Source organism: Enterococcus sp. B2E4 (assembly GCF_030499455.1).
In the GTDB taxonomy this organism is placed as follows: Bacteria; Bacillota; Bacilli; order Lactobacillales; family Enterococcaceae; genus Enterococcus_D; species Enterococcus_D casseliflavus.
This window is the reverse complement of sequence record NZ_JAUKPK010000001.1, coordinates 364,203-382,618: the sequence shown is the minus strand read 5'-3', so window position 1 is coordinate 382,618 and position 18,416 is coordinate 364,203. Positions and strand designations below refer to the sequence as shown.

19 protein-coding genes and 1 riboswitch are annotated in these 18,416 nt (G+C 44.0%); of the genes, 16 read left to right on the top strand and 3 right to left on the bottom strand.

The window, feature by feature from the left end; genetic code table 11:
- The first annotated feature begins 114 nt into the window (after window positions 1-114).
- From Q1X33_RS01870 to Q1X33_RS01815, 12 genes are all read left to right on the top strand, one after another.
- Entirely contained in the window at window positions 115-726 is a 612-nt protein-coding gene (locus Q1X33_RS01870) for a hypothetical protein (protein ID WP_301969503.1), read from the top strand.
- Window positions 727-864: 138 nt separating this feature from the next.
- Window positions 865-1,635, top strand: coding sequence for a C39 family peptidase (locus Q1X33_RS01865; RefSeq protein WP_301969502.1), 771 nt, complete (start codon window positions 865-867; stop codon window positions 1,633-1,635).
- 399 nt (window positions 1,636-2,034) lie between these two features.
- Window positions 2,035-3,003, top strand: coding sequence for a homoserine O-succinyltransferase (gene metA / locus Q1X33_RS01860; protein WP_060791836.1), 969 nt, complete (start codon window positions 2,035-2,037; stop codon window positions 3,001-3,003).
- Window positions 2,993-4,192, top strand: coding sequence for a MalY/PatB family protein (locus tag Q1X33_RS01855; RefSeq protein ID WP_060791837.1), 1,200 nt, complete (start codon window positions 2,993-2,995; stop codon window positions 4,190-4,192). Before metA ends, Q1X33_RS01855 begins: the two co-directional genes overlap by 11 nt.
- Complete coding sequence (locus tag Q1X33_RS01850; RefSeq protein WP_301969501.1) at window positions 4,182-5,276, top strand: aminotransferase class I/II-fold pyridoxal phosphate-dependent enzyme; 1,095 nt, start codon at window positions 4,182-4,184, stop codon at window positions 5,274-5,276. The genes Q1X33_RS01855 and Q1X33_RS01850 overlap by 11 nt, the downstream gene beginning before the upstream one ends.
- 256 nt (window positions 5,277-5,532) lie before the next feature.
- Window positions 5,533-6,363 (top strand): MetQ/NlpA family ABC transporter substrate-binding protein, encoded by an 831-nt coding sequence (locus Q1X33_RS01845; protein WP_301969500.1) that lies wholly within the window; start codon window positions 5,533-5,535, stop codon window positions 6,361-6,363.
- Window positions 6,364-6,414: 51 nt separating this feature from the next.
- The gene (locus Q1X33_RS01840) at window positions 6,415-7,995 is read left to right on the top strand and encodes an ABC transporter substrate-binding protein (RefSeq protein WP_060791840.1); all 1,581 of its coding nucleotides are present in this window, start codon (window positions 6,415-6,417) and stop codon (window positions 7,993-7,995) included.
- A gap of 72 nt (window positions 7,996-8,067) precedes the next feature.
- Window positions 8,068-9,027, top strand: coding sequence for an ABC transporter permease (locus Q1X33_RS01835; RefSeq protein WP_002307597.1), 960 nt, complete (start codon window positions 8,068-8,070; stop codon window positions 9,025-9,027).
- The gene (locus Q1X33_RS01830) at window positions 9,027-9,857 is read left to right on the top strand and encodes an ABC transporter permease (protein ID WP_010747808.1); all 831 of its coding nucleotides are present in this window, start codon (window positions 9,027-9,029) and stop codon (window positions 9,855-9,857) included. Before Q1X33_RS01835 ends, Q1X33_RS01830 begins: the two co-directional genes overlap by 1 nt.
- Window positions 9,858-9,860: 3 nt before the next feature.
- Window positions 9,861-10,739: an ABC transporter ATP-binding protein gene (locus Q1X33_RS01825; RefSeq protein WP_301969499.1), complete on the top strand. Its 879-nt coding sequence runs from the start codon at window positions 9,861-9,863 to the stop codon at window positions 10,737-10,739.
- The gene (locus tag Q1X33_RS01820; protein ID WP_002316738.1) at window positions 10,739-11,629 is read left to right on the top strand and encodes an ATP-binding cassette domain-containing protein; all 891 of its coding nucleotides are present in this window, start codon (window positions 10,739-10,741) and stop codon (window positions 11,627-11,629) included. The genes Q1X33_RS01825 and Q1X33_RS01820 overlap by 1 nt, the downstream gene beginning before the upstream one ends.
- On the top strand, window positions 11,626-12,018 hold the full coding sequence (locus tag Q1X33_RS01815) for an OsmC family protein (RefSeq protein WP_002307605.1): 393 nt from the start codon (window positions 11,626-11,628) through the stop codon (window positions 12,016-12,018). Before Q1X33_RS01820 ends, Q1X33_RS01815 begins: the two co-directional genes overlap by 4 nt.
- A 54-nt stretch (window positions 12,019-12,072) precedes the next feature.
- On the opposite strand, the gene Q1X33_RS01810 is transcribed toward Q1X33_RS01815, so the two are convergent.
- A complete protein-coding gene (locus Q1X33_RS01810) occupies window positions 12,073-12,729 on the bottom strand; it encodes a Crp/Fnr family transcriptional regulator (protein WP_008378905.1) in 657 nt (218 codons plus the stop codon).
- A gap of 222 nt (window positions 12,730-12,951) precedes the next feature.
- Here Q1X33_RS01810 and Q1X33_RS01805 point away from each other — a divergent pair, with 222 nt between their 5' ends.
- The 4 genes from Q1X33_RS01805 (at window position 12,952) to Q1X33_RS01790 (ending at window position 16,678) form a co-directional block, all read left to right on the top strand.
- On the top strand, window positions 12,952-14,217 hold the full coding sequence (locus tag Q1X33_RS01805) for an MFS transporter (RefSeq protein ID WP_301969498.1): 1,266 nt from the start codon (window positions 12,952-12,954) through the stop codon (window positions 14,215-14,217).
- A gap of 31 nt (window positions 14,218-14,248) precedes the next feature.
- Window positions 14,249-14,431 carry a hypothetical protein gene (locus Q1X33_RS01800; RefSeq protein WP_005225550.1) on the top strand — a complete coding sequence of 61 codons (183 nt, stop codon included), beginning with the start codon at window positions 14,249-14,251 and terminating at the stop codon, window positions 14,429-14,431.
- A gap of 231 nt (window positions 14,432-14,662) precedes the next feature.
- A riboswitch (THF riboswitch) is annotated at window positions 14,663-14,764 on the top strand.
- A gap of 26 nt (window positions 14,765-14,790) precedes the next feature.
- Window positions 14,791-15,321 carry a folate family ECF transporter S component gene (locus tag Q1X33_RS01795; protein WP_005225551.1) on the top strand — a complete coding sequence of 177 codons (531 nt, stop codon included), beginning with the start codon at window positions 14,791-14,793 and terminating at the stop codon, window positions 15,319-15,321.
- A 130-nt stretch (window positions 15,322-15,451) separates the two neighbouring features.
- Window positions 15,452-16,678, top strand: coding sequence for a glycoside hydrolase family 3 protein (locus Q1X33_RS01790; RefSeq protein WP_301969497.1), 1,227 nt, complete (start codon window positions 15,452-15,454; stop codon window positions 16,676-16,678).
- Window positions 16,679-16,750: 72 nt separating this feature from the next.
- On the opposite strand, the gene Q1X33_RS01785 is transcribed toward Q1X33_RS01790, so the two are convergent.
- On the bottom strand, window positions 16,751-17,602 hold the full coding sequence (locus Q1X33_RS01785; RefSeq protein ID WP_086294895.1) for an Rgg/GadR/MutR family transcriptional regulator: 852 nt from the start codon (window positions 17,600-17,602) through the stop codon (window positions 16,751-16,753).
- Between the two features lie 403 nt (window positions 17,603-18,005).
- Window positions 18,006-18,194, bottom strand: coding sequence for a hypothetical protein (locus Q1X33_RS01780; RefSeq protein ID WP_301969496.1), 189 nt, complete (start codon window positions 18,192-18,194; stop codon window positions 18,006-18,008).
- Window positions 18,195-18,416 lie beyond the last annotated feature (222 nt).

Below are 18,416 nucleotides of genomic sequence, written 5' to 3'. Positions count from 1 at the left end.
ATAAAAACGGATGTTGAATAAACATTCGTTTTTATTGTGTCTTGACACCTCGTGGAAATACCAGTAGAATAAGCAAGACAGAACTGTCATGACACATTGAAGGAGAGAGTATAAATGAAAAATCATTCCATCCGCCATTTAACGATCGCTGCATTGTTGATCGGCATGGGGATCGTCATTCCCATGGTAATGCCCAAAATCGTCATCGGACCAGCATCTTTTACCTTAGCTAGCCATGTGCCCGTCTTTGTGGCGATGTTCTTTTCACCTGCGATGGCGATCGCGGTAGCTTTAGGAACGACCTTTGGCTTTTTCTTAACACTGCCACCAATCATTGCTTTACGGGCATTGTCCCATGTTGTTTTTGCCGTCATAGGTGCCTTTTATTTACAGAAGCACCCAGATATTTTACTGAAAAATGGCAAACCCTCTTTATTGAATATCAAATTTCAGAGCTTTAACTTGATTATCGGACTGATCCATTCTGCCGTAGAAATGGCAGTCGTTGCCGCCTTTTACTTCACAGGAAATGTACCAGGGACCGCATTCGATGGTAATTTCTACTATTTCTTGTTCGTTTTGATGGGGATCGGCGGTTTGATCCATAGCTTGATCGATTTCAATTTGGCTTATTTTGTTGCAGGTGCCTTAAGCAAACAATTTGATATTCGTTCGTTTTCGAAAGCAAAAGGACGCTTTACTCAGAAACAGAAGAAAGCGGCATAAGCGCCAGTTTGAATAGACCCGCTGCCTAAACGGGTCTATTTTTTTGTGTTTAGATTAAGAAAATACTCCTTCCTAAAAAGTTTATTATAGTGAAATAATAAACAGAAATAAGTTATAATATACAACAGGAGGAAGTAGATGAAGAAGAAAAAGTTAAAACGGTTACTTTTAGGTATGTTCGTCTTGATGCTCTTCTTTCTGCTGATTTTTTATGACAGTAAGAACGGGCAGTCCCCCTTTGAAAAGATAGAGGATGAATTGACACTAGCACTTTCGGATGAAGAACAAACACCAGAGCCTGAATACAGTGAGGTTATTCGATTGGATGTTCCGTTAGAAAATCAATTCGATGAAGTGGCGTTAGGGAACGGCTGTGAGGTAACGGCTTTATCGATGCTCTTGAATTTTTACGGATTTGATACCAATAAAAATCAATTGGCGGAAGAATTAGCGTATGTCCCGCTTTATGAGGATTATTATCACCATGGAGATCCACGAGAAGGCTTTGTTGGAAACATCTATGGCGGCGATAGCGCGATGGGGGTTGACGTAGAACCGATCACCGATGTCGCCGAAAGGATTGTAAAAGAGCAATACGAAGTCATTAGTGGACGAGACAAAAGCTTTGATGAGATCGTCAAAGTACTACAATCTGGGAAACCAGTTTGGATGATTGCGACGTTAGAATTACAAGTACCGACCGATGCGGATTTCTTTCAATGGAATACCCAAAATGGCGAAATTCTTGTGACGGCATTGATCCATTCGGTGGTGATCACAGGTATCGATGGTGATACGATGTATGTCAACGACCCTTATGGGCATAAGGATCGTGAAGTCAGCAAAGAAGACTTAGCAACGATCTATGAAAAAATGGGTCAGCAATACTTATATTTAGAAGAAATCTAAGAAAAATCCCTAACTTGCCGTTGACAGTAAATGAAAAAACAATTATAATTTTTTAAAATTAAACAAAGAAATCGAAAACGTTGAAGAGAAGAGTAGCAGATCAACAAAGGTACAGAGACTCCGGTTGGTGAAAAAGGAGACATGCGGTGATCAGTGAAGATGAGCTCTGAGTTTTTTTGTTGGTTCACGCCAGCAAAACGGCATGCGCCCGTTACAGCGCCAAGTATCATAGTGTACTGTTGAGGTGTTATTTGTGAGAATAGCACGAATTAGGGTGGTAACGCGCATCAAGTCGTCCCTTTTATCCGTAAGGATAAAAGGGCGGCTTTTTTTGTTTTTCACAGCTGAAACTATTCGCCTTCTCTTCAACAAGAAATTTAACTGTAAGGAGTTGAAGCAATGCCGATCATTATTCCCAAAGAACTACCCGCTGCAGCGGTCCTGCAAAAAGAAAATGTCTTTGCCTTACTGCAGCATAAAGCGGCGAAACAAGAGATTCGTCCCTTGAAGATCGCAATCGTCAATTTAATGCCGAAAAAGATCGCCACAGAAAATCAATTGCTGCGCCTGCTTTCCCAAAGTCCGCTGCAAATTGAAGTAACTTTATTGAAAATGAAGTACCACGAAAGTAAAAACACGTCTGTCGATCACATGGAAAAGTTCTATCAAGAATTCTCAGTGATCCAGTCCCAACGATTCGACGGCTTGATCATCACTGGTGCCCCTGTTGAAAAAATGGCCTTTGAAGCCATTGATTATTGGCAAGAACTGCAAGAGATCATGGATTGGAGCCAGACGAATTGCACTTCAGTCCTGCATATTTGTTGGGGGGCACAAGCTGGTCTTTATTACCATTATGGTATCGACAAAGTGTTGTACCCAAGCAAATTGTTCGGTGTCTTCGAACAAGCAGTCACGCATTTTCATCCGCTCGTTCGCGGTTTTGACGACGTCTTTTATACGCCCCATTCGCGCTATACTGGCATCGATGAAGGCCAGCTCGCCCAGACGCCTTTAGAAATCTTGGCAGCGGGTGTTGAAACAGGGCCTTCCATCTTCGTATCAGAAGATCATAAAAATGCCTTCTTGCTAGGGCATTTTGAATACCACACAACGACCTTGAATGAAGAGTACTTGCGAGACATGGAACGGGGCTTAGCTACCGCATTGCCTAAAAATTACTTTGCCTATGACCGTTTAGGCGGAAAGATTACCAACCGTTGGCGGGGACATGCCTCTTTGTTTTTCAGCAATTGGATCAATGAAACCTATTTGCGAACGCCTTATGACCTGTCCGTCACGCCGACGAAAGAAGGTTACCGAATTGGCAGTGAGCCAGAAGGTCGGGTGAGTATCAATGACGATTGAGCATTTTCTCTCCCACTATGCTAGACAGCGAAAAGGCACTGATTCTTTAAAATGGGATCTTGTGGATCAACGGTTCCAAGGAGAAAAGCTTTTGCCTTTATGGGTAGCTGATATGGATTTTGCTGCGCCAAAGGCAGTGGAAGAAGCCTTGCAGCAACTGGTTGTTCAAGGAACCTTTGGCTATGCGATTCCCCCCTCAGGCTATTTTTTAGCCTATCAAGCTTGGCAAGATCGCCACTGGGGGACGAAATTCGAAGAAAAATGGCTCTCGTTTTCCACAGGGGTCGTCCAATCTTTGGTTGATTTGCTTCATTGTTTCACAGAACCAGACGATGGCATCTTGATCCAGCCGCCCGTCTATTATCCCTTTTTTGACAGCATCAAAGAGACGAAAAGGCGCTTGATAGAAGCACCCTTACAAAAGGTGGGGAATTCTTATCAAATCGATTTTGCTGCTTTTGAAGGCAAAATCATTGAAGGAAAAGTGAAACTATTTATTCTCTGCTCCCCCCACAATCCAGTAGGGCGGGTCTGGCAAGAGAAAGAACTGCATCAGTTATTGGCCATTTGCCAAAAACATGAGGTTGTCGTGATCGCCGACGAGATCCATTGTGAGCTGATACTCGGTGAGCAGCAATTTGTTTCAGCCGTGACAGTGGCACAGGGGGTCGGCTTTGAGAAGCTGATCGTTCTGGATTCGCCCTCAAAAACCTTCAACTTAGCAGGATTATTGCTCTCTCATGTTTGGATTCCTGATTTAGAGATGCGCAGAGCCTATGAGGAGTGGTGCCGACAATACAAGCAGACGGAAGTCAATCGTTTGGGATTGGTGGCTGCGAAAGCCGCGTATGAATCGGGGGATCAATGGCTAGCGGACCTGCTTTTGGTGATTGCTGCCAATGAACAAATGGTCCGCCAGCAACTGCAAGAAGCATTTCCCAAAATTGAGCTCCTGCCATTAGAAGGAACCTATCTTCTCTGGGGCGATCTGCGGCAAGTCATTGCCAAAGAACGAACCAAGCACGTGATCCAAGATACTGCCGGTCTGGCAGTCGACTATGGGGAATGGTTTTCACAAGACGGTCAGGGCTTGATTCGTCTGAATCTTGCGACAACACCGACGATCATTCAAGAAGCCCTTGATCGCATGATCGAGGCAATCAAAAAGGAGGAACGACATGACGATTGATACAGCAACTTTTCTAGCACAATTAGGCAATCATTCGGATCAGCAAACTGGGGCGATCAGCCCACCGATCTATCTTTCCACGACCTTTGCTCATCCTGCGTTAGGGCAAAGTACAGGCTATGATTATACCCGTACCAAAAACCCGACCCGTGATATCTTAGAAGCAGGTCTTGCTGAATTAGAAAAAGGAGCTCGGGCAGTAGTGACCAGCTCTGGCATGAGTGCGATCGCTTTGATTTTTGACTTATTTACCAGCGGGAGTCGCTTTTTGGTTTCTCGTGATTTGTATGGCGGTAGCTTTCGCTATTTTGCGGAATTGGAAAAAAGCCAACGGGCATTCTTCGATACCTTCAACACTGTAACAGAATTAAGTGAAAAACTAACTGACGAGGTAACGGCTGTCTTTTTAGAGACCCCAACGAATCCTTTGATGACCGTGACGGATATTGCTGAAACCGCCAAACTTGCTCACGACCATGGGGCGCTACTGATCGTAGATAATACCTTTTTGACGCCGTTACGGCAGTTGCCCTTAGAAGAAGGCGCGGATCTAGTGATCCATTCAGGCACCAAGTTCTTATCAGGTCACAATGATATTTTGGCTGGCGTCGTCATCGCCAAAGATGCGCAAGTAGGGGAGCGCTTGAATTATTTAGCCAATACTTCAGGCCCGACCTTGAGCAGCTTTGATACGTGGTTATTCATCCGAAGTTTAAAGACGCTGCCGTTGCGCTTTGAACGGCAAGAAGCCAACGCCAAGGAAGTTGGCCGCTTTTTACGAGCCCATCCGGCGATCAAAGAGGTGCTGTACCCAAATGCAGGGGCGATGATCAGTATTCGGGTGCTTGATGAAACCAAAATCAGCGGCTTCTTAGCGGCATTAAAGGTCTTTACCTTTGCGGAAAGCCTGGGTGGTGTGGAAAGTCTCATCACGTATCCAACGACACAGACCCACGCAGATATTCCTCAAGAGGTACGAGAATCTTATGGATTGACGCCGGATCTTTTACGGATCTCCATTGGGATCGAAAGCAGTAAAGATTTGATCGATGACTTAGAAAATGCACTGAAGATATTCAAATAACCCAACCACAGATCAGCTAGTGAAAAACTTACTTTTGTAGAGTAATTTTATTGACAGTTTTAGTTGTATAGGATAAAGTTACACTACATATGAATAGTGAGTCCGATGTTTTCGGTTGACGGCAACAGGGATTAACCATTGCTCCTTTGAAAAAGTAGGTTGTTTTGAGAAACAGAGGGGAAATTGGTCTAGTTGGGCCATTCGACAAGGAAATAGGACGATTGATCTGAGGAGGGAACAAAAGGGGAAAAAAGGGATGAAAAGAAATGTAGTAAATGTGTTGACGACAGGAGTGATTGGGCTGCTTGCCTTGTTTAGCTTGGCTGCCTGTGGCACCAACCAAGCGGATGAAGAAACGACCGTCGTCAAATTAGGTGTCGTTGGCGAACAAAATGAAGCCTGGGAACATGTGCAGGAAGAATTGAAGGAAAACGAAAATATCGACTTGCAACTGGTGAAGTTCACCGATTATCGCCAACCAATCGTCGCACTAGAGGATGGGTCAATCGATCTTCACGCAGCATTGACGGAAATTTTTATGGATAATGTCAACGAAGAAAGTGGTTATTCCAACACGACGATTGCGTATACGACATTAAACCCACTTGGTATTTATTCCGATAAAATCACTGATGTCAGCGAATTGGCAGATGGTGCTACGGTGGCTTTACCCAATGATGTGTCAAATGAAAGCCGCGCACTATTACTCTTACAAACGGCCGGTTTGATCAGTTTGGATGAATCAAAAGGGTTACTGCCAACAACCATTGATGTCACTGAGAATCCCAAAGCCTTGAAATTTGAGCTGCTTGATTCCAATCAAACGGCTCGGGCAATGACCGATGTCGACATCTCTTTGATCAACAACGGCATGGCAGTCGATGCTGGCTTGGTTCCTACAGAAGATGCGATTTTCTTAGAACCTGTGGCTGACTCCTCCACGCCCTATTATAATGTCATTGCTGCGCGAGCAGACGAAGCAGAAAATGATGTGTACCAAACGGTCGTAGCGTATTACCAGACCGATGAAGTAAAAGCAATTATTGACGAAGTTACCAAGAAATCAAGTATCCCTGTTTGGGAATAAAAAGCAAAAAATCTACTATAATTATATAGGAACAGGAAGTAGGATGGAAAAATGATCAATTGGAAAAAAGGTTTAGCAAGTGTTGCCGTCGTCGGACTAGGATTCGTTCTAGCAGCCTGCGGTGGATCAAATACAGAGGAAACGGCAACCAGCAGTGCAGCTGGTACTGGCGATGATGCAACATTCACTTATGCCATCAGCGGGGACCCATCGTCCACCAACCCGATCAACACCAGTGATCGCTGGGGCTTGACAGTGACAAACATGATCTATTCTCCACTCGTTACAGTGGAAGCAGATGGAACAACACAAAATGCGTTAGCGGAATCAGTGGAACCGGCGGAAGACGGCCTTTCATTGACCGTGCATTTGAAACAAGATGTCAAATGGTCAGATGGCGAAGATTTTACTGCCGATGACGTTGTTTTCACGTATGAACAAAAAGTCAAAAAAGAAAACGGCAATGCCGATTCGCTTTGGGTCGACGACCAGCCGATCGCGATCGAAAAAGTGGATGAATACACCGTGAAATTTGTGTTGCCAACACCGAGTGCAGCAGCAATCAGCAATATCGCAACCGAAACATACATCATTCCAGAGCACATCTTTAAAGATGTTAGCGACTTTTCGGTCAGTGAACTGCCTGAAAAACCAGTTGGTACGGGTCCATATCAATTGAAAGAATACAAACGTGGTGAGTACTTTACTTTTGAAGCCAATGAAAACTATTATGGCGGCAAGCCTTCGATTCAAAACGTGACCTTGCGGATCATTGAAAGTACTGATACGGCCAAAGTTGCTTTGCAAAAAGGGGAAGTTGACGCAGCCGTTGTTTTGCCTTCAGATATTGAAGACTTAGATGATACGCAAATTTCTGTTTATCCCTATACAGAAAACCGCATCGGATACTTAGGCTTAAATACTCATTCAGATGCATTACAAGATGTGAAGGTTCGTCAAGCAGTCTTGTATGCTTTGAACAAAGATGAATTAAATCAAGCAGCGTATTTAGATGAAGACTATTATGCAACACCGTATTCATTCTTACCACCGAACAATCCATACGTTACCGAAGATGTCGAGAAATATGAAACAAATGCTGAAAAAGCAAAAGAGCTTTTACAAGAAGCAGGTGTCACTGATTTGTCATTGAACTTGGCGTTTAACTCAACTGACCCAGCTCAAACGATCCAAGCTACGTTGATCCAACAACAATTGCAACAAGCAGGCATTACAGTTACCCTTGAAGGGGGCGATGGTACTGCGATCTTCACTGAGTTGAAAAAACCTGATTCAACGAAATACAACCTGTTCCTTGGCGGGTATATCATGGGGAATGACCCTGACTTATACGGCAGTTTATTCGAAACTGGCGGCAGTGCCAACTACTTCCAAAGCAATAGCGAAACCATTGACAATTTGTTTGCGCAAGCAGCAGTTGAATTGGACACAGACAAGCGTGAAGCATTGTACGATGATCTGCAAAAAGCCATTGCTGACGAAGCGATCATTTACCCAATCGTTGACAACAAGAAAATCTTAGCGGTCAATAACCGAATTGGTAATGTAGAAGATGCAGGATTGATCCCAATCTATACATTCGAAGATATGTCTAAATTGACAATCAAGTAAATCCATTGGCTGTGATAAAGAGGAATCTTTTTTATCACAGCTTTTTTCTATGAAAAAGAAAGAAGGTCAATTATGTTTCGATATATTGCAAAACGAGTATTGCAAGCAATCCCTTTGCTATTTGTGATCTCTTTTATCGTATTTTCACTAATACATATCGCCCCGTATGATGTGATCGATTCCATCACGACACCGAATATGTCACAAGAGCAAATCGATCTGTTGCGGCAGCGCTATGGCTTGGATCAACCCTTTTTGGTTCAATATTTTCTTTGGATCAGAAATGTTCTTACTGGTAATCTTGGCTTTTCGTTGGTTTCTCAAAGCAGCATTTCACAAGAACTTGCGACTCGGATCCCGAATACGATGCGGCTAGTGATCCCTGCATATTTGACGGCTTTATTGCTGGCGATCATTTTGGGTCTGTTAGCCGCTGCCAACAAAGGAAAGATTTGGGATCGGATCATTGACGCTGTGGCATCTCTAGGGATCGCCGTGCCGACCTTCTGGTTTGCGATGATCTTGATTTATGTATTTGGTTACTTATTGAATATGTTCCCAATCATTGGCATGTATACAGTCGGCAAAGAAGGGGATTTTGGCGATTTTCTGCAGCACTTTATTTTGCCTTATATCACATTGACTGTCGCCTTCTTCCCAGATTTGACAAGGTATATTCGGGCATCAGCGACTCAGCAAGTATCAGAAGACTACGTGATGGTGCAACGGGCATTTCATGCCAGCAAATGGCAGATTTTCAGCCGTCACATCAGTCGCAATATTTTGATTCCCGTTGTCACCCAAATCGGCTTGGCGTTACCGATGTTAGTTACCGGTGCGATCATCACAGAAACGATCTACGGCTGGCCGGGCGTCGGACCTTACTTGATGAGTGCAACGAAAAGCCTCGATTATCCTGTGATCATGGCGATCATGCTGCTGTCAGCAACACTGGTCATCTTAGGGAATTTGTTAGCGGATGTATTATATTCCGTGGTTGATCCACGTATCCGTAAAGGAGGGAGCAAGTAATGAAACGTTTCAAAAAAATCAGTGAAGTCATGCTTGCTTCGCCCATCTATACTTTTTCTGTCGTTTTCTTGACGTTATTGATCGTGTTATCGCTCGTTGCGCCTTTGATCCCGATCGATCCCAATGCAACGGATGTCAGTAACATGTCACAGCCACCGAGCTGGGCTCATTTGTTTGGGACCGATGAAGTGGGCCGGGATTACTTTATTCGGGTCGTCTACGGCGGTCGGGTGTCCTTGTTTGTAGGTGTGTTGGCAATGATCACTGCGACGTTTATCGGGACCCTTGTCGGTCTTGTTTCTGGCTACTTTGGCGGATGGATCGATAACTTGCTGATGCGGCTCGTCGATGTGTTGTCATCAATTCCTTGGCTGGTGTTAGTGATCGTTTTGAGCGTCTTTTTACGTCCTGGACTAACCACGATCATTATTGTGATCGGCGGGTTTTCATGGATGAACATCGCTCGTTTGATTCGTGGTGAAACGTTAGCAGCGAAAGAACGGGAGTATGTTGCTTACGGGAAATTTATCGGTCGTTCTTCATTCAGTATTATCGTGAAGCATGTTTTCCCAGCAGTACTGCCAACCTTGATCGTTGCGGCATCCGCAAGTATTTCTGGAGCGATCATGACCGAATCAGCGTTGAGCTTCCTCGGATTAGGCATTCAGCAGCCGATGGCTTCGTGGGGCAGTCTGTTGCAAAATGCGCAAAACAGCTTGCAGCGGGCACCATACATGGCGATCCTTCCAGGGCTCTTTGTTATTTTCACCATCTATTCCTTCAACAACATCGGCGACATGATCAAACATGTCTTGCAAAGGGAGGTGTGACCGATGAAGACAGAATTGTTAGCGATCGAAGCGTTAAATGTGACGTTTCACAGCAAAACCGGTCCGAAACCGTTAGTCAAAAAGCTGGATCTAGTGATTCCAAAAGGCAAAGTGGTTGGGATCGTCGGCGAATCTGGTAGTGGCAAAAGTATGACCATGAAAAGTGTCATGGATCTTTTGCCTGATAAGGTGAACGATCACTATGCCAGTTATACATTTGAAGGAGCAGCAGTGACCGATCGTCGAACATTACCGATCGCCATGATTTTTCAAGACCCGATGACTTCGTTGAATCCTTTGCGTACGATTGGCTATCATTTGATCGAAGTGATTCGCCGCTCACAAAACGTATCGAAAAAAGCAGCTCAAGAAATCGCCGTCAAAGAGTTAGAAAAAGTCGGCATACCTTTTCCAGCACAACGTATGAAACAATATCCCCACGAGCTATCAGGAGGGATGCGTCAGCGGGTGATGATCGCCATGGCTTTATTGGCGCAACCGAAATTACTGATCGCAGATGAACCGACGACGGCTTTAGATGTGACGATCCAAGCACAGATTTTGGCATTGATCAAAAACCTGCAAAGAGAGAACCAGCTTTCCGTCGTCCTTGTGACCCATGACTTTGGGGTCGTTGCAGGAATGTGCGACTTTATTAAAGTGATGTATCAAGGTCGAGTCGTGGAAGAAGGCACCACAGAAGAAATCTTTTATCAACCTGCGCATCCTTATACGAAACAATTATTGCAGGCGGCCCATTTAGGCGACAAGCATGCCGAATTAAAAGTCTTTGACTATCATGAGACATTGGCAGATGAGTTGCAAGAAACGCAGTTATCTAAGACCCATCGCGTTTGGCGCAATCAGGAGGTGACAGAATAATGGAAGAACTGATTCGCGTAGAACATGCGACGAAAACCTTTCGCAGCAAAAACTGGCGCGGCACTGTCAGTGAAGTCCGAGCGGTCGAAGATGTCAGCCTAACGATCCATCGGGGCGAGACATTGGGGCTAGTAGGGGAATCTGGGAGTGGGAAAACCACTTTAGGACGCAGTATTTTAAATTTAGAGACCTTAACAAGCGGGGAGATTTTCTTCGAAGGCAAAGAGCTAACAGCATTGACGGCAGAAGATCGCAAAGCAGCGTATCAGCAAATGCAGATCATTTTCCAAGATCCGTATTCATCATTGAATCCCCGCATGACGGCACTTGAACTGGTGATGGAGCCGTTGTATCATGAAACGAAAGATGCTGCCCGAGCGAAAGCCAAAGAAATCTTAGCGATCGTCGGGATCACGGGTGATGATGTCCATAAACTGCCCCGCAGTTTCAGCGGCGGACAACGACAACGGATCGGCATCGCTCGTGCGGTGGTCAATCGCCCGGCGTTCGTCTTGTGTGATGAACCGACTTCGGCATTAGATGTCTCCATTCAGGCTCAGATCATCCAATTGCTGCTGCGTCTGCAAAAAGAGTTTTCGTTGTCTTATTTGTTCATTTCCCATGACTTGTCCGTGATTCGTCATATCAGTGACCGAACAGCCGTCATGTATCAAGGGAAATTAGTTGAATTGGCACCTACCGACCGTTTGTTTGACAATCCGCTGCATCCTTACACGAAGAAATTATTAGCAGCAGCGCCGATCGCTGATCCTGTGTTAGCAAGAGGTGCGATGGAACAAACGGAAATTCAAAGCACGATTACTTTGACACCATTGTATGAATGGGTCGAAGTTGAACCAGACCATTTTGTGAGGAGAGAAAAACGATGACAGTAGAAACATTGACGATCCATCAAGGAAGCGACAAACTTGAAATGACGACCCCAACTGGCAATTGGGTGTTAGCACGGGAAAAAGGCTATTCGCCAGTCCAAATGCTGGTGAGTGCGGTCGCTGCTTGCGGCGGCTATGTATACGCATCTGTCCTAGAGAATTCAAAAATCACAGCAGAAATCGAAAAGATCGAAGTCAGCTATGACCGAGACGACAACAAAAAAGCCCAACCAGTCAGTGCCATCCACATTCAGTTTTATGCGAAAATCGCTGAAGCCGACCATGACAAAGCGACCCGTTGCCTAAAACTCGTTTCACCAAATTGCCCCGTGATCCAATCATTAGATCCAGCGATCGAAGTGACGGAAACGGTGACGTTTATTTAATCGAAAAAGACTTTGTGTGCCTGAAATCAATAGGCGTACAAAGTCTTTTTTTGATCAATAAATAATATTCTCCCGAATAAAGTCGATATCTGTCACTAATAGTTTGCGATCGACACTTTTTAGGGCGCCAGATTCTCGTAATTTTTGCATCATTCGATTGACACTGCTGGCAGAGGTAATGCCGCAAAAGCGAGCGATCTCCTCATTGGTGACTTCAAAGTCAATCAAGACACCATCTGTTGTCTGGATTCCGAACGTTTCATACAGCTCATTGATTTGGGTACAGACAGCACCAAATTTGCCGTTCATCAGCATTTGCTGCATCTTTTTCATCGTATCCATCAAGTTTCTTCGATAATACTCTTTGACATAATCCTGCAGCAGGCGATCACGATTGACATCTGCCCAAAATTGATCCCGCACAATTTTGTATAATTCGGCTTCTTCTGATTCAACCCGCACATTAAAAGGGGCTTCGACTTCTTGAGAGGATTCGTCTTTAAACAAAGAGACGATCTCAAAATCCGTCAAATAGCGCAAGTTGAATTCGCGCCCTTCATGGGTCACTACGCTAGTTTTGATGATGCCTTTTTTTAAAATATAGACGTAGCGATCCGGGATGCCTTCATATGTCAAGTAACTCTTTTTCTTACGGATAACGACCGGTATTGCTTGTTTTTCTAAATAATCACGTAATATCTGTTTCTCCACCCACGTTACTCCTTCACTTCATGCCAACCCAACATTTTCTGAAAAAAATCTGAAATTTCCTCTATTCATGCTTCATTAAAAGACATTTCTGGTGAAAAAGCAATAACAAATGTTAATGTTTCTTGTTAATGCTCTTTTTTAACAGCAAAAGCGCATTTCAAGTAGAGGAAGTTTCGGTATAGTAAAACGCATCACAGCACAAACAGGAGGAATGGAAGAAACATGTCAGATAGGGAAACCAATCAAGAAGGAGTCGTCAGCTCGTTGCCGTCAACTAAAAATGAAAAACTTTGGAACAAAGGGTTTGTCACGATTACCTTGATCAATTTTATCGTCTTTCTCGTGTATTATTGTTTTGTCGTCATCACCGCGAAATTTGCCACGCAGGAGTTAGGGGCATCCACTGCACAAGCTGGCTTGGCAGCGGGGATCTACATTATCGGGACCTTGATCGCTCGCTTGTATGTTGGGAAAATTTTAGAATTAGTTGGTCGTAAAGCCGTTTTGCGCTGGGGGATAGTGTTTTATGTCATTACCACCGCTGCTTATTTGGTCTCAGTCAACATTTATATTTTAGATGCGGTGCGCTTTTTCAATGGCTTTGCTTATGGTGCCGTCTCGACTGCGGCTAATGCGATCGTCACCGCTTATATCCCAGCTTCCAAACATGGCGAAGGGATCAATTACTATGGATTAAGTACTAGTTTAGCAGCGGCGGTCGGACCTTTTATTGGTATGCTTTTACTACCGACAGTCGGCTTTGATTTCATTATTTGGTTAGCAACTATTTTATCGATCGCAACAGCCATCGCTTGTTTCTGGTTCCCGGTCAAAAACATCCCATTGACGGAAGAACACAAAGCACAGCTGCAAAAATGGTCCGTCAAAAGTTTTGTCGAACCAAAAGTTTTTTTCATTTCTGGGATTGCCTTTTTGATCGGGTTGGCTTATTCCAGCGTTCTCGGCTTCTTATCGATCTACGCCAGTGACCTTGGGTTGGAAACGGCCGGTGCCTTTTTCTTCATCGTCTATGCACTTTCTGTGACCTTCACACGGCCAATGACGGGCAAACTATTTGACCGTCATGGCGCAGATGCGGTCATGTATCCTAGCTTTCTATTCTTGACCCTTGGTCTTTTCTTATTGAGTATTACTGGCAACAGCTGGATGTTGTTGCTTGCGGGTTGCTTTGTCGGCTTGGGCTATGGCACCTTCATGTCCAATGGCCAAGCCGTCTGTCTGAAAGAAGTCGATCCTCACCGTGTCGGCGTAGCGCTCTCCACTTATTTCATCGGGCTGGATCTCGGCTTAGGCGTAGGTCCCTATGCACTAGGAAGCTTACACGGTCTGTTTGATTATTCGCAAATCTACATCTTATGCGGACTGATCCCAGTCGTCGTTCTTGTTTTATACAAATTGTTTTATAAAACGAAACGTGCAGTTGCCGCCGTTGGTACGATGAAGCAGCCAATCAACGAAGAAGACTAACCTCAACCATTACAAAAAGGAGTGTTTCACCATGGATAACAATCAATTGATTATTGAAGCATTGAACAAATTAGTAACGAATATCAACGAATTGAATGAAGAAATGCATGCCATGAAAGAGGTTACCGCAACAATGACCCATGAACAGCTTGCTATCGATCATCAATTACGCGACATCAAATCGGTATTGATCAATGACAATCTGATTGGGTAAATTGTCATAAGGCCTGAAAGAAAACAAGAAACAGGAATGAACGCTTTTTTTGAGAATGTTTGCTGCTCACTTACTGGTGGTAGAAAGATTCACATGAGAAAAGCGTTTTTTGATGCAAAAAAAAAAGAAAAGCGAACATTGGCAGATTTTGTACAAGAAAATAAGCAAGAAAAATTGTAGCAGTCCGCGCTTGTATGCTATAGTGTGTCTGGGTAGCAATACCTAAAAAAAATCAGAGTAGGAAATAAAGCGTTAAGTGCTGAAAGGATGGGATGTTGCCTTTCGGACGAAGAACGATCATTCGTTCGCGGTTTTATTTTCGCATTCGCTGCATGAATTTGTAGCAACTCTAAAAGGAGATGCTCGCTATGAAAAGAAAAGTCGATGCACACATGATTGCGGTCATGGGACTTTTGATTGCCTTAATGGTCGTCTTGTCGCAAATCTTGGGGTTTGAAACCTCCTATATCAAAATCACATTTTCCTTTGTACCACAGCTGATCATGGGTATGCTGTTTGGTCCGTTTTGGACAGCAGTTGGCTCCTCATTAGCCGATATCGCAGGAATGGTGATTTTTCCAAAATCAGCCTACTTTTTCGGCTTTACCATCAATGCCTTCGTTGGTGGACTGATTTATGGCTACTTCTTTTATCGGAAAGAAGTCACATTAAAACGAGCGGCGATGGTCGTCTTGTTAAATACACTTTTAATAACCTTGATCTTAACACCGATCTGGTTAGCTATGATGCTGAATATTCCTTTGACAAGCTGGGCGATCTGGTCGGTCCGCTTGCTAAAAGCAGTCATCATGTTCCCGATACAAACTGCGTTGATTTACATCGTAGGGCGTGCGGTACCATACAAACGGCTGATCCGACGGTTCGTTTAACGAGTAAAAAAGAACGATAACATCCATTGAAGTGAATCATCTGCGAATATTTCGTCAGTGGTTCACTTTTTTCTTTCTAAGGATTGGCTTAATCATTCTCAATAACTTGTTTAGAGGGGAAGGGGAACCTATGAATAAAAAAGGACTCGCTATGGGACTGTTTCTTTTCTTGGTCTTAGCAGCAATGGGAGGGATGAAGTGGATGATAGAACAGCAAAAACAGCAAACTGAAGAGCCAGCCATGATCCAGCAAAGCAGCTTGAGGGACGAAACACAGGAAGAAAGCAGGGAAAGTCAGGAAACCACCTCAGTTTCCACGTCAACTTCTGTTTCAACTTCCACGCAAGAACAGCCAGAAGAGGCAATAGCAGAAAAAATCGCCACGATGAGTTTGGAGGAAAAGGTCGGGCAATTGTTTTTTGTGCGTGTGCCAGAAAGCAATCAAATCGAAGAGCTTCAAAAGTATCACTTTGGTGGCTATCTGTTATTCGGCCGTGATACCGAAAATGAGACGGCGGAGCGCTTGAAACAGAAAATTTCAGATTACCAAGCAGCCAGCGCCATTCCGCTGTTGATCGGTATGGATGAAGAAGGGAGCACAGTGACTCGCATCAGCCGCAATCCGAACCTTACGGATCAGCGTTTTCTCTCACCACAACAGCTGTATGCCCAAGGTGGATGGTCAGCGATCGAAGAAGATACAGCAAAGAAAGCGGAAATTTTAAAAGCTTATGGCATCAATGCTGGGCTGTTTCCCGTTGCCGATGTTTCCACTGATCCGCAGTCCTTTATCTACGACCGAACCATTGGCATGGATGCGCAGGGCACGAGTGCGTTTGTAGAACGTGTGGTTCATGTTTTACAGAAACACCACGTTGGGTCTACCTTGAAGCATTTTCCTGGCTATGGCAACAATCGTGACTCGCATGTCGAAATCGTCACCGATGACCGCCCGCTATCTGCACTGCGGGAAACGGATTTTCTGCCTTTTGCCGCAGGGATCAAAGCTGGTGCCGATAGTATTTTGGTCGCCCATACGATCGTCAATAGTATCGATAAGACCGTACCCGCCTCTATTTCAAAACCCGTGCATGAGCTGCTGCGAAATGAATTGCATTTTAAAGGGGTCATCATGACGGATGACTTGGATATGGCAGGACTTTCTGAGTTCATTCCGCAAAAAGAAGCCGCATTACAGGCGTTGCAGGCGGGAAATGATCTAGTGATCTCCTCTACCTATCAAGAACAGATTCCTTTTGTGGTACAAGCGGTTGAGGATGGCCGCTATTTAGAAGCTGATTTGAATGCTTCCGTCAAACGGGTCTTGCTCTGGAAAGAAGCATTGCATTTACTTTAAGAAAAAAATAAACCTGCTGTTTCCTCCGTGTAAGAGAGTCGTTCTCTTACTGAGAGGAAGCAGCAGGTTTTTTTAGATACTCTGAGCCAGTGCCTCTAATTCTTTGGCAAAGGCTTCTTGCCCAATAAAACGCAGATAATCTAGTGCTTTTTCAATCGTGGCCATTCCCAGCGTACGATCTCCTTGAAACAAGGCGTAGATGCCTTCGAAATAACGAATCATCAAGCGGATACGATCATTGTCCGGCGGCAGATGATCGGCTAGATACGTCAGCACATGCGCCAACTCGGCAGGTTTTTTGCGATCGATAAACAAGAAAGCCGCATTCGTCAGCAATTTTGTGTAGATTTGATAATTGATACTTAGCGTATTGCTGTAAAAAATTTTTTTATTCAGGTGTTTCATTTGATACAAGATGTACTCGTCAGAAAAAAGGAAAAGCAGATTGGTAAATAAGGAGATTTCAAACTTTCCCCACGTGTCGATGCGTTCCAAGTATTTCTTGATGGTCGCTTCGATGATGCAACGTTCTTCCTCGTCGGTAACCACGCCTTTTTTCTCTAAAATCAAAAAGAATTGACTATACAGGACATAATAGAAGAAATCCTTCGTGGTTTTATACAGCGCTTGGGCTTTGTTGATCAAAGAGAGGACTTCAGAATACTTGCTTTCATAGTAAGCGGTGGTCAACTGTTTGGATAGCTGCTTTTTCTCGCTGACTTGATTGTCATCCAAGCGATACTCAAATTCCTCCAAAGTGACATTTAAGCGGTCCAAGTATTGGTGCAAAATATCAAAGGCGATGCGGTGCCCTTTTTGTTCAAAGGTTGCCAGTGTACTGCGTTCTGAAATGTTCTCAACCAATTTTCGCTGTGAGATATTTCGTTCCGTTCGTAACTCTTTTAACAAGTCATTGGCCTTCAAAAAATCCCTCCTAAAAAAAGTGGACGGAAAAATAGTCCAAATATGTTACAGCTTTATTTTGCGGGTAAACTTGAAGAAAGTCAATTAAAGGAGGAGAAATGGATGTTTGATTTTTTTAGTTTTCCCTGGGAAGTTGTAGAACTAATGGCTAACGTTTTTTCTTTCTTCAAATAATCGATCCTTTGTGATTGGTTAGCAATTGATTTTTTAACAGGAAAAAGTATAAGTGGTTTCACGTAATAAGTTACTGTTCATTCGCGCATTCAAACGCCCTCTCCCCAAACAGCTTACCCTGTCAAGGTGCGTAGGTCTGCCGAATCCCTTTTAAAAAAGGAGCAAACACAACAGCGAGTGATTGCTCTTTTTTTGTTGGTCAAAAAACCTGCATACGGCATCGCAACAGTCAGTTTTGCTTTTTCTTGAACATTGTTTCATTCGGATCAGAATAGTAATCAGGATTGAATTCATCATCGATCGAGACCCCGAAAAGAGAGACGAGACTGGGAAGAACCCCAATCACGCCGAGGACGACGGCAACTGGAAGGTAGAACTTTTTGCGCTTGTACCACGGAAGCTGCGATTTCTTTTCCATAGGAACTCCTCCTTTTTAAATAGTGTAGCATGTTCTGAGTTGGGTGTGTTAATAATTACCTTCAATATTTAAAAATATACTAAAAAGGTATATTGGTATATCTGATGGGGAAAAGGCTTCCTAGTAAAATTTAGGGAGCGTTCGTTTTTGTCATTGTTGCCAGAATCAAGTTTTATAAAAAAGGAACCGAGTAAGAAAGCCATCCTTCTTACTCGGTTCCAT

What these genes read in the sequence shown, in the direction of transcription:
- metA (WP_060791836.1), top strand. Translation starts at nt 2,035, where the DNA reads ATGCCGATCATTATTCCCAAAGAACTACCCGCTGCAGCGGTCCTGCAA.
- Q1X33_RS01795 (WP_005225551.1), top strand. Translation starts at nt 14,791, where the DNA reads ATGCTCGCTATGAAAAGAAAAGTCGATGCACACATGATTGCGGTCATG.
- Q1X33_RS01780 (WP_301969496.1), bottom strand. Translation starts at nt 18,194, where the DNA reads ATGGAAAAGAAATCGCAGCTTCCGTGGTACAAGCGCAAAAAGTTCTAC.
- Q1X33_RS01800 (WP_005225550.1), top strand. Translation starts at nt 14,249, where the DNA reads ATGGATAACAATCAATTGATTATTGAAGCATTGAACAAATTAGTAACG.
- Q1X33_RS01870 (WP_301969503.1), top strand. Translation starts at nt 115, where the DNA reads ATGAAAAATCATTCCATCCGCCATTTAACGATCGCTGCATTGTTGATC.
- Q1X33_RS01790 (WP_301969497.1), top strand. Translation starts at nt 15,452, where the DNA reads ATGAATAAAAAAGGACTCGCTATGGGACTGTTTCTTTTCTTGGTCTTA.
- Q1X33_RS01845 (WP_301969500.1), top strand. Translation starts at nt 5,533, where the DNA reads ATGAAAAGAAATGTAGTAAATGTGTTGACGACAGGAGTGATTGGGCTG.
- Q1X33_RS01805 (WP_301969498.1), top strand. Translation starts at nt 12,952, where the DNA reads ATGTCAGATAGGGAAACCAATCAAGAAGGAGTCGTCAGCTCGTTGCCG.
- Q1X33_RS01835 (WP_002307597.1), top strand. Translation starts at nt 8,068, where the DNA reads ATGTTTCGATATATTGCAAAACGAGTATTGCAAGCAATCCCTTTGCTA.
- Q1X33_RS01850 (WP_301969501.1), top strand. Translation starts at nt 4,182, where the DNA reads ATGACGATTGATACAGCAACTTTTCTAGCACAATTAGGCAATCATTCG.
- Q1X33_RS01825 (WP_301969499.1), top strand. Translation starts at nt 9,861, where the DNA reads ATGAAGACAGAATTGTTAGCGATCGAAGCGTTAAATGTGACGTTTCAC.
- Q1X33_RS01815 (WP_002307605.1), top strand. Translation starts at nt 11,626, where the DNA reads ATGACAGTAGAAACATTGACGATCCATCAAGGAAGCGACAAACTTGAA.
- Q1X33_RS01830 (WP_010747808.1), top strand. Translation starts at nt 9,027, where the DNA reads ATGAAACGTTTCAAAAAAATCAGTGAAGTCATGCTTGCTTCGCCCATC.
- Q1X33_RS01840 (WP_060791840.1), top strand. Translation starts at nt 6,415, where the DNA reads ATGATCAATTGGAAAAAAGGTTTAGCAAGTGTTGCCGTCGTCGGACTA.
- Q1X33_RS01855 (WP_060791837.1), top strand. Translation starts at nt 2,993, where the DNA reads ATGACGATTGAGCATTTTCTCTCCCACTATGCTAGACAGCGAAAAGGC.
- Q1X33_RS01820 (WP_002316738.1), top strand. Translation starts at nt 10,739, where the DNA reads ATGGAAGAACTGATTCGCGTAGAACATGCGACGAAAACCTTTCGCAGC.
- Q1X33_RS01865 (WP_301969502.1), top strand. Translation starts at nt 865, where the DNA reads ATGAAGAAGAAAAAGTTAAAACGGTTACTTTTAGGTATGTTCGTCTTG.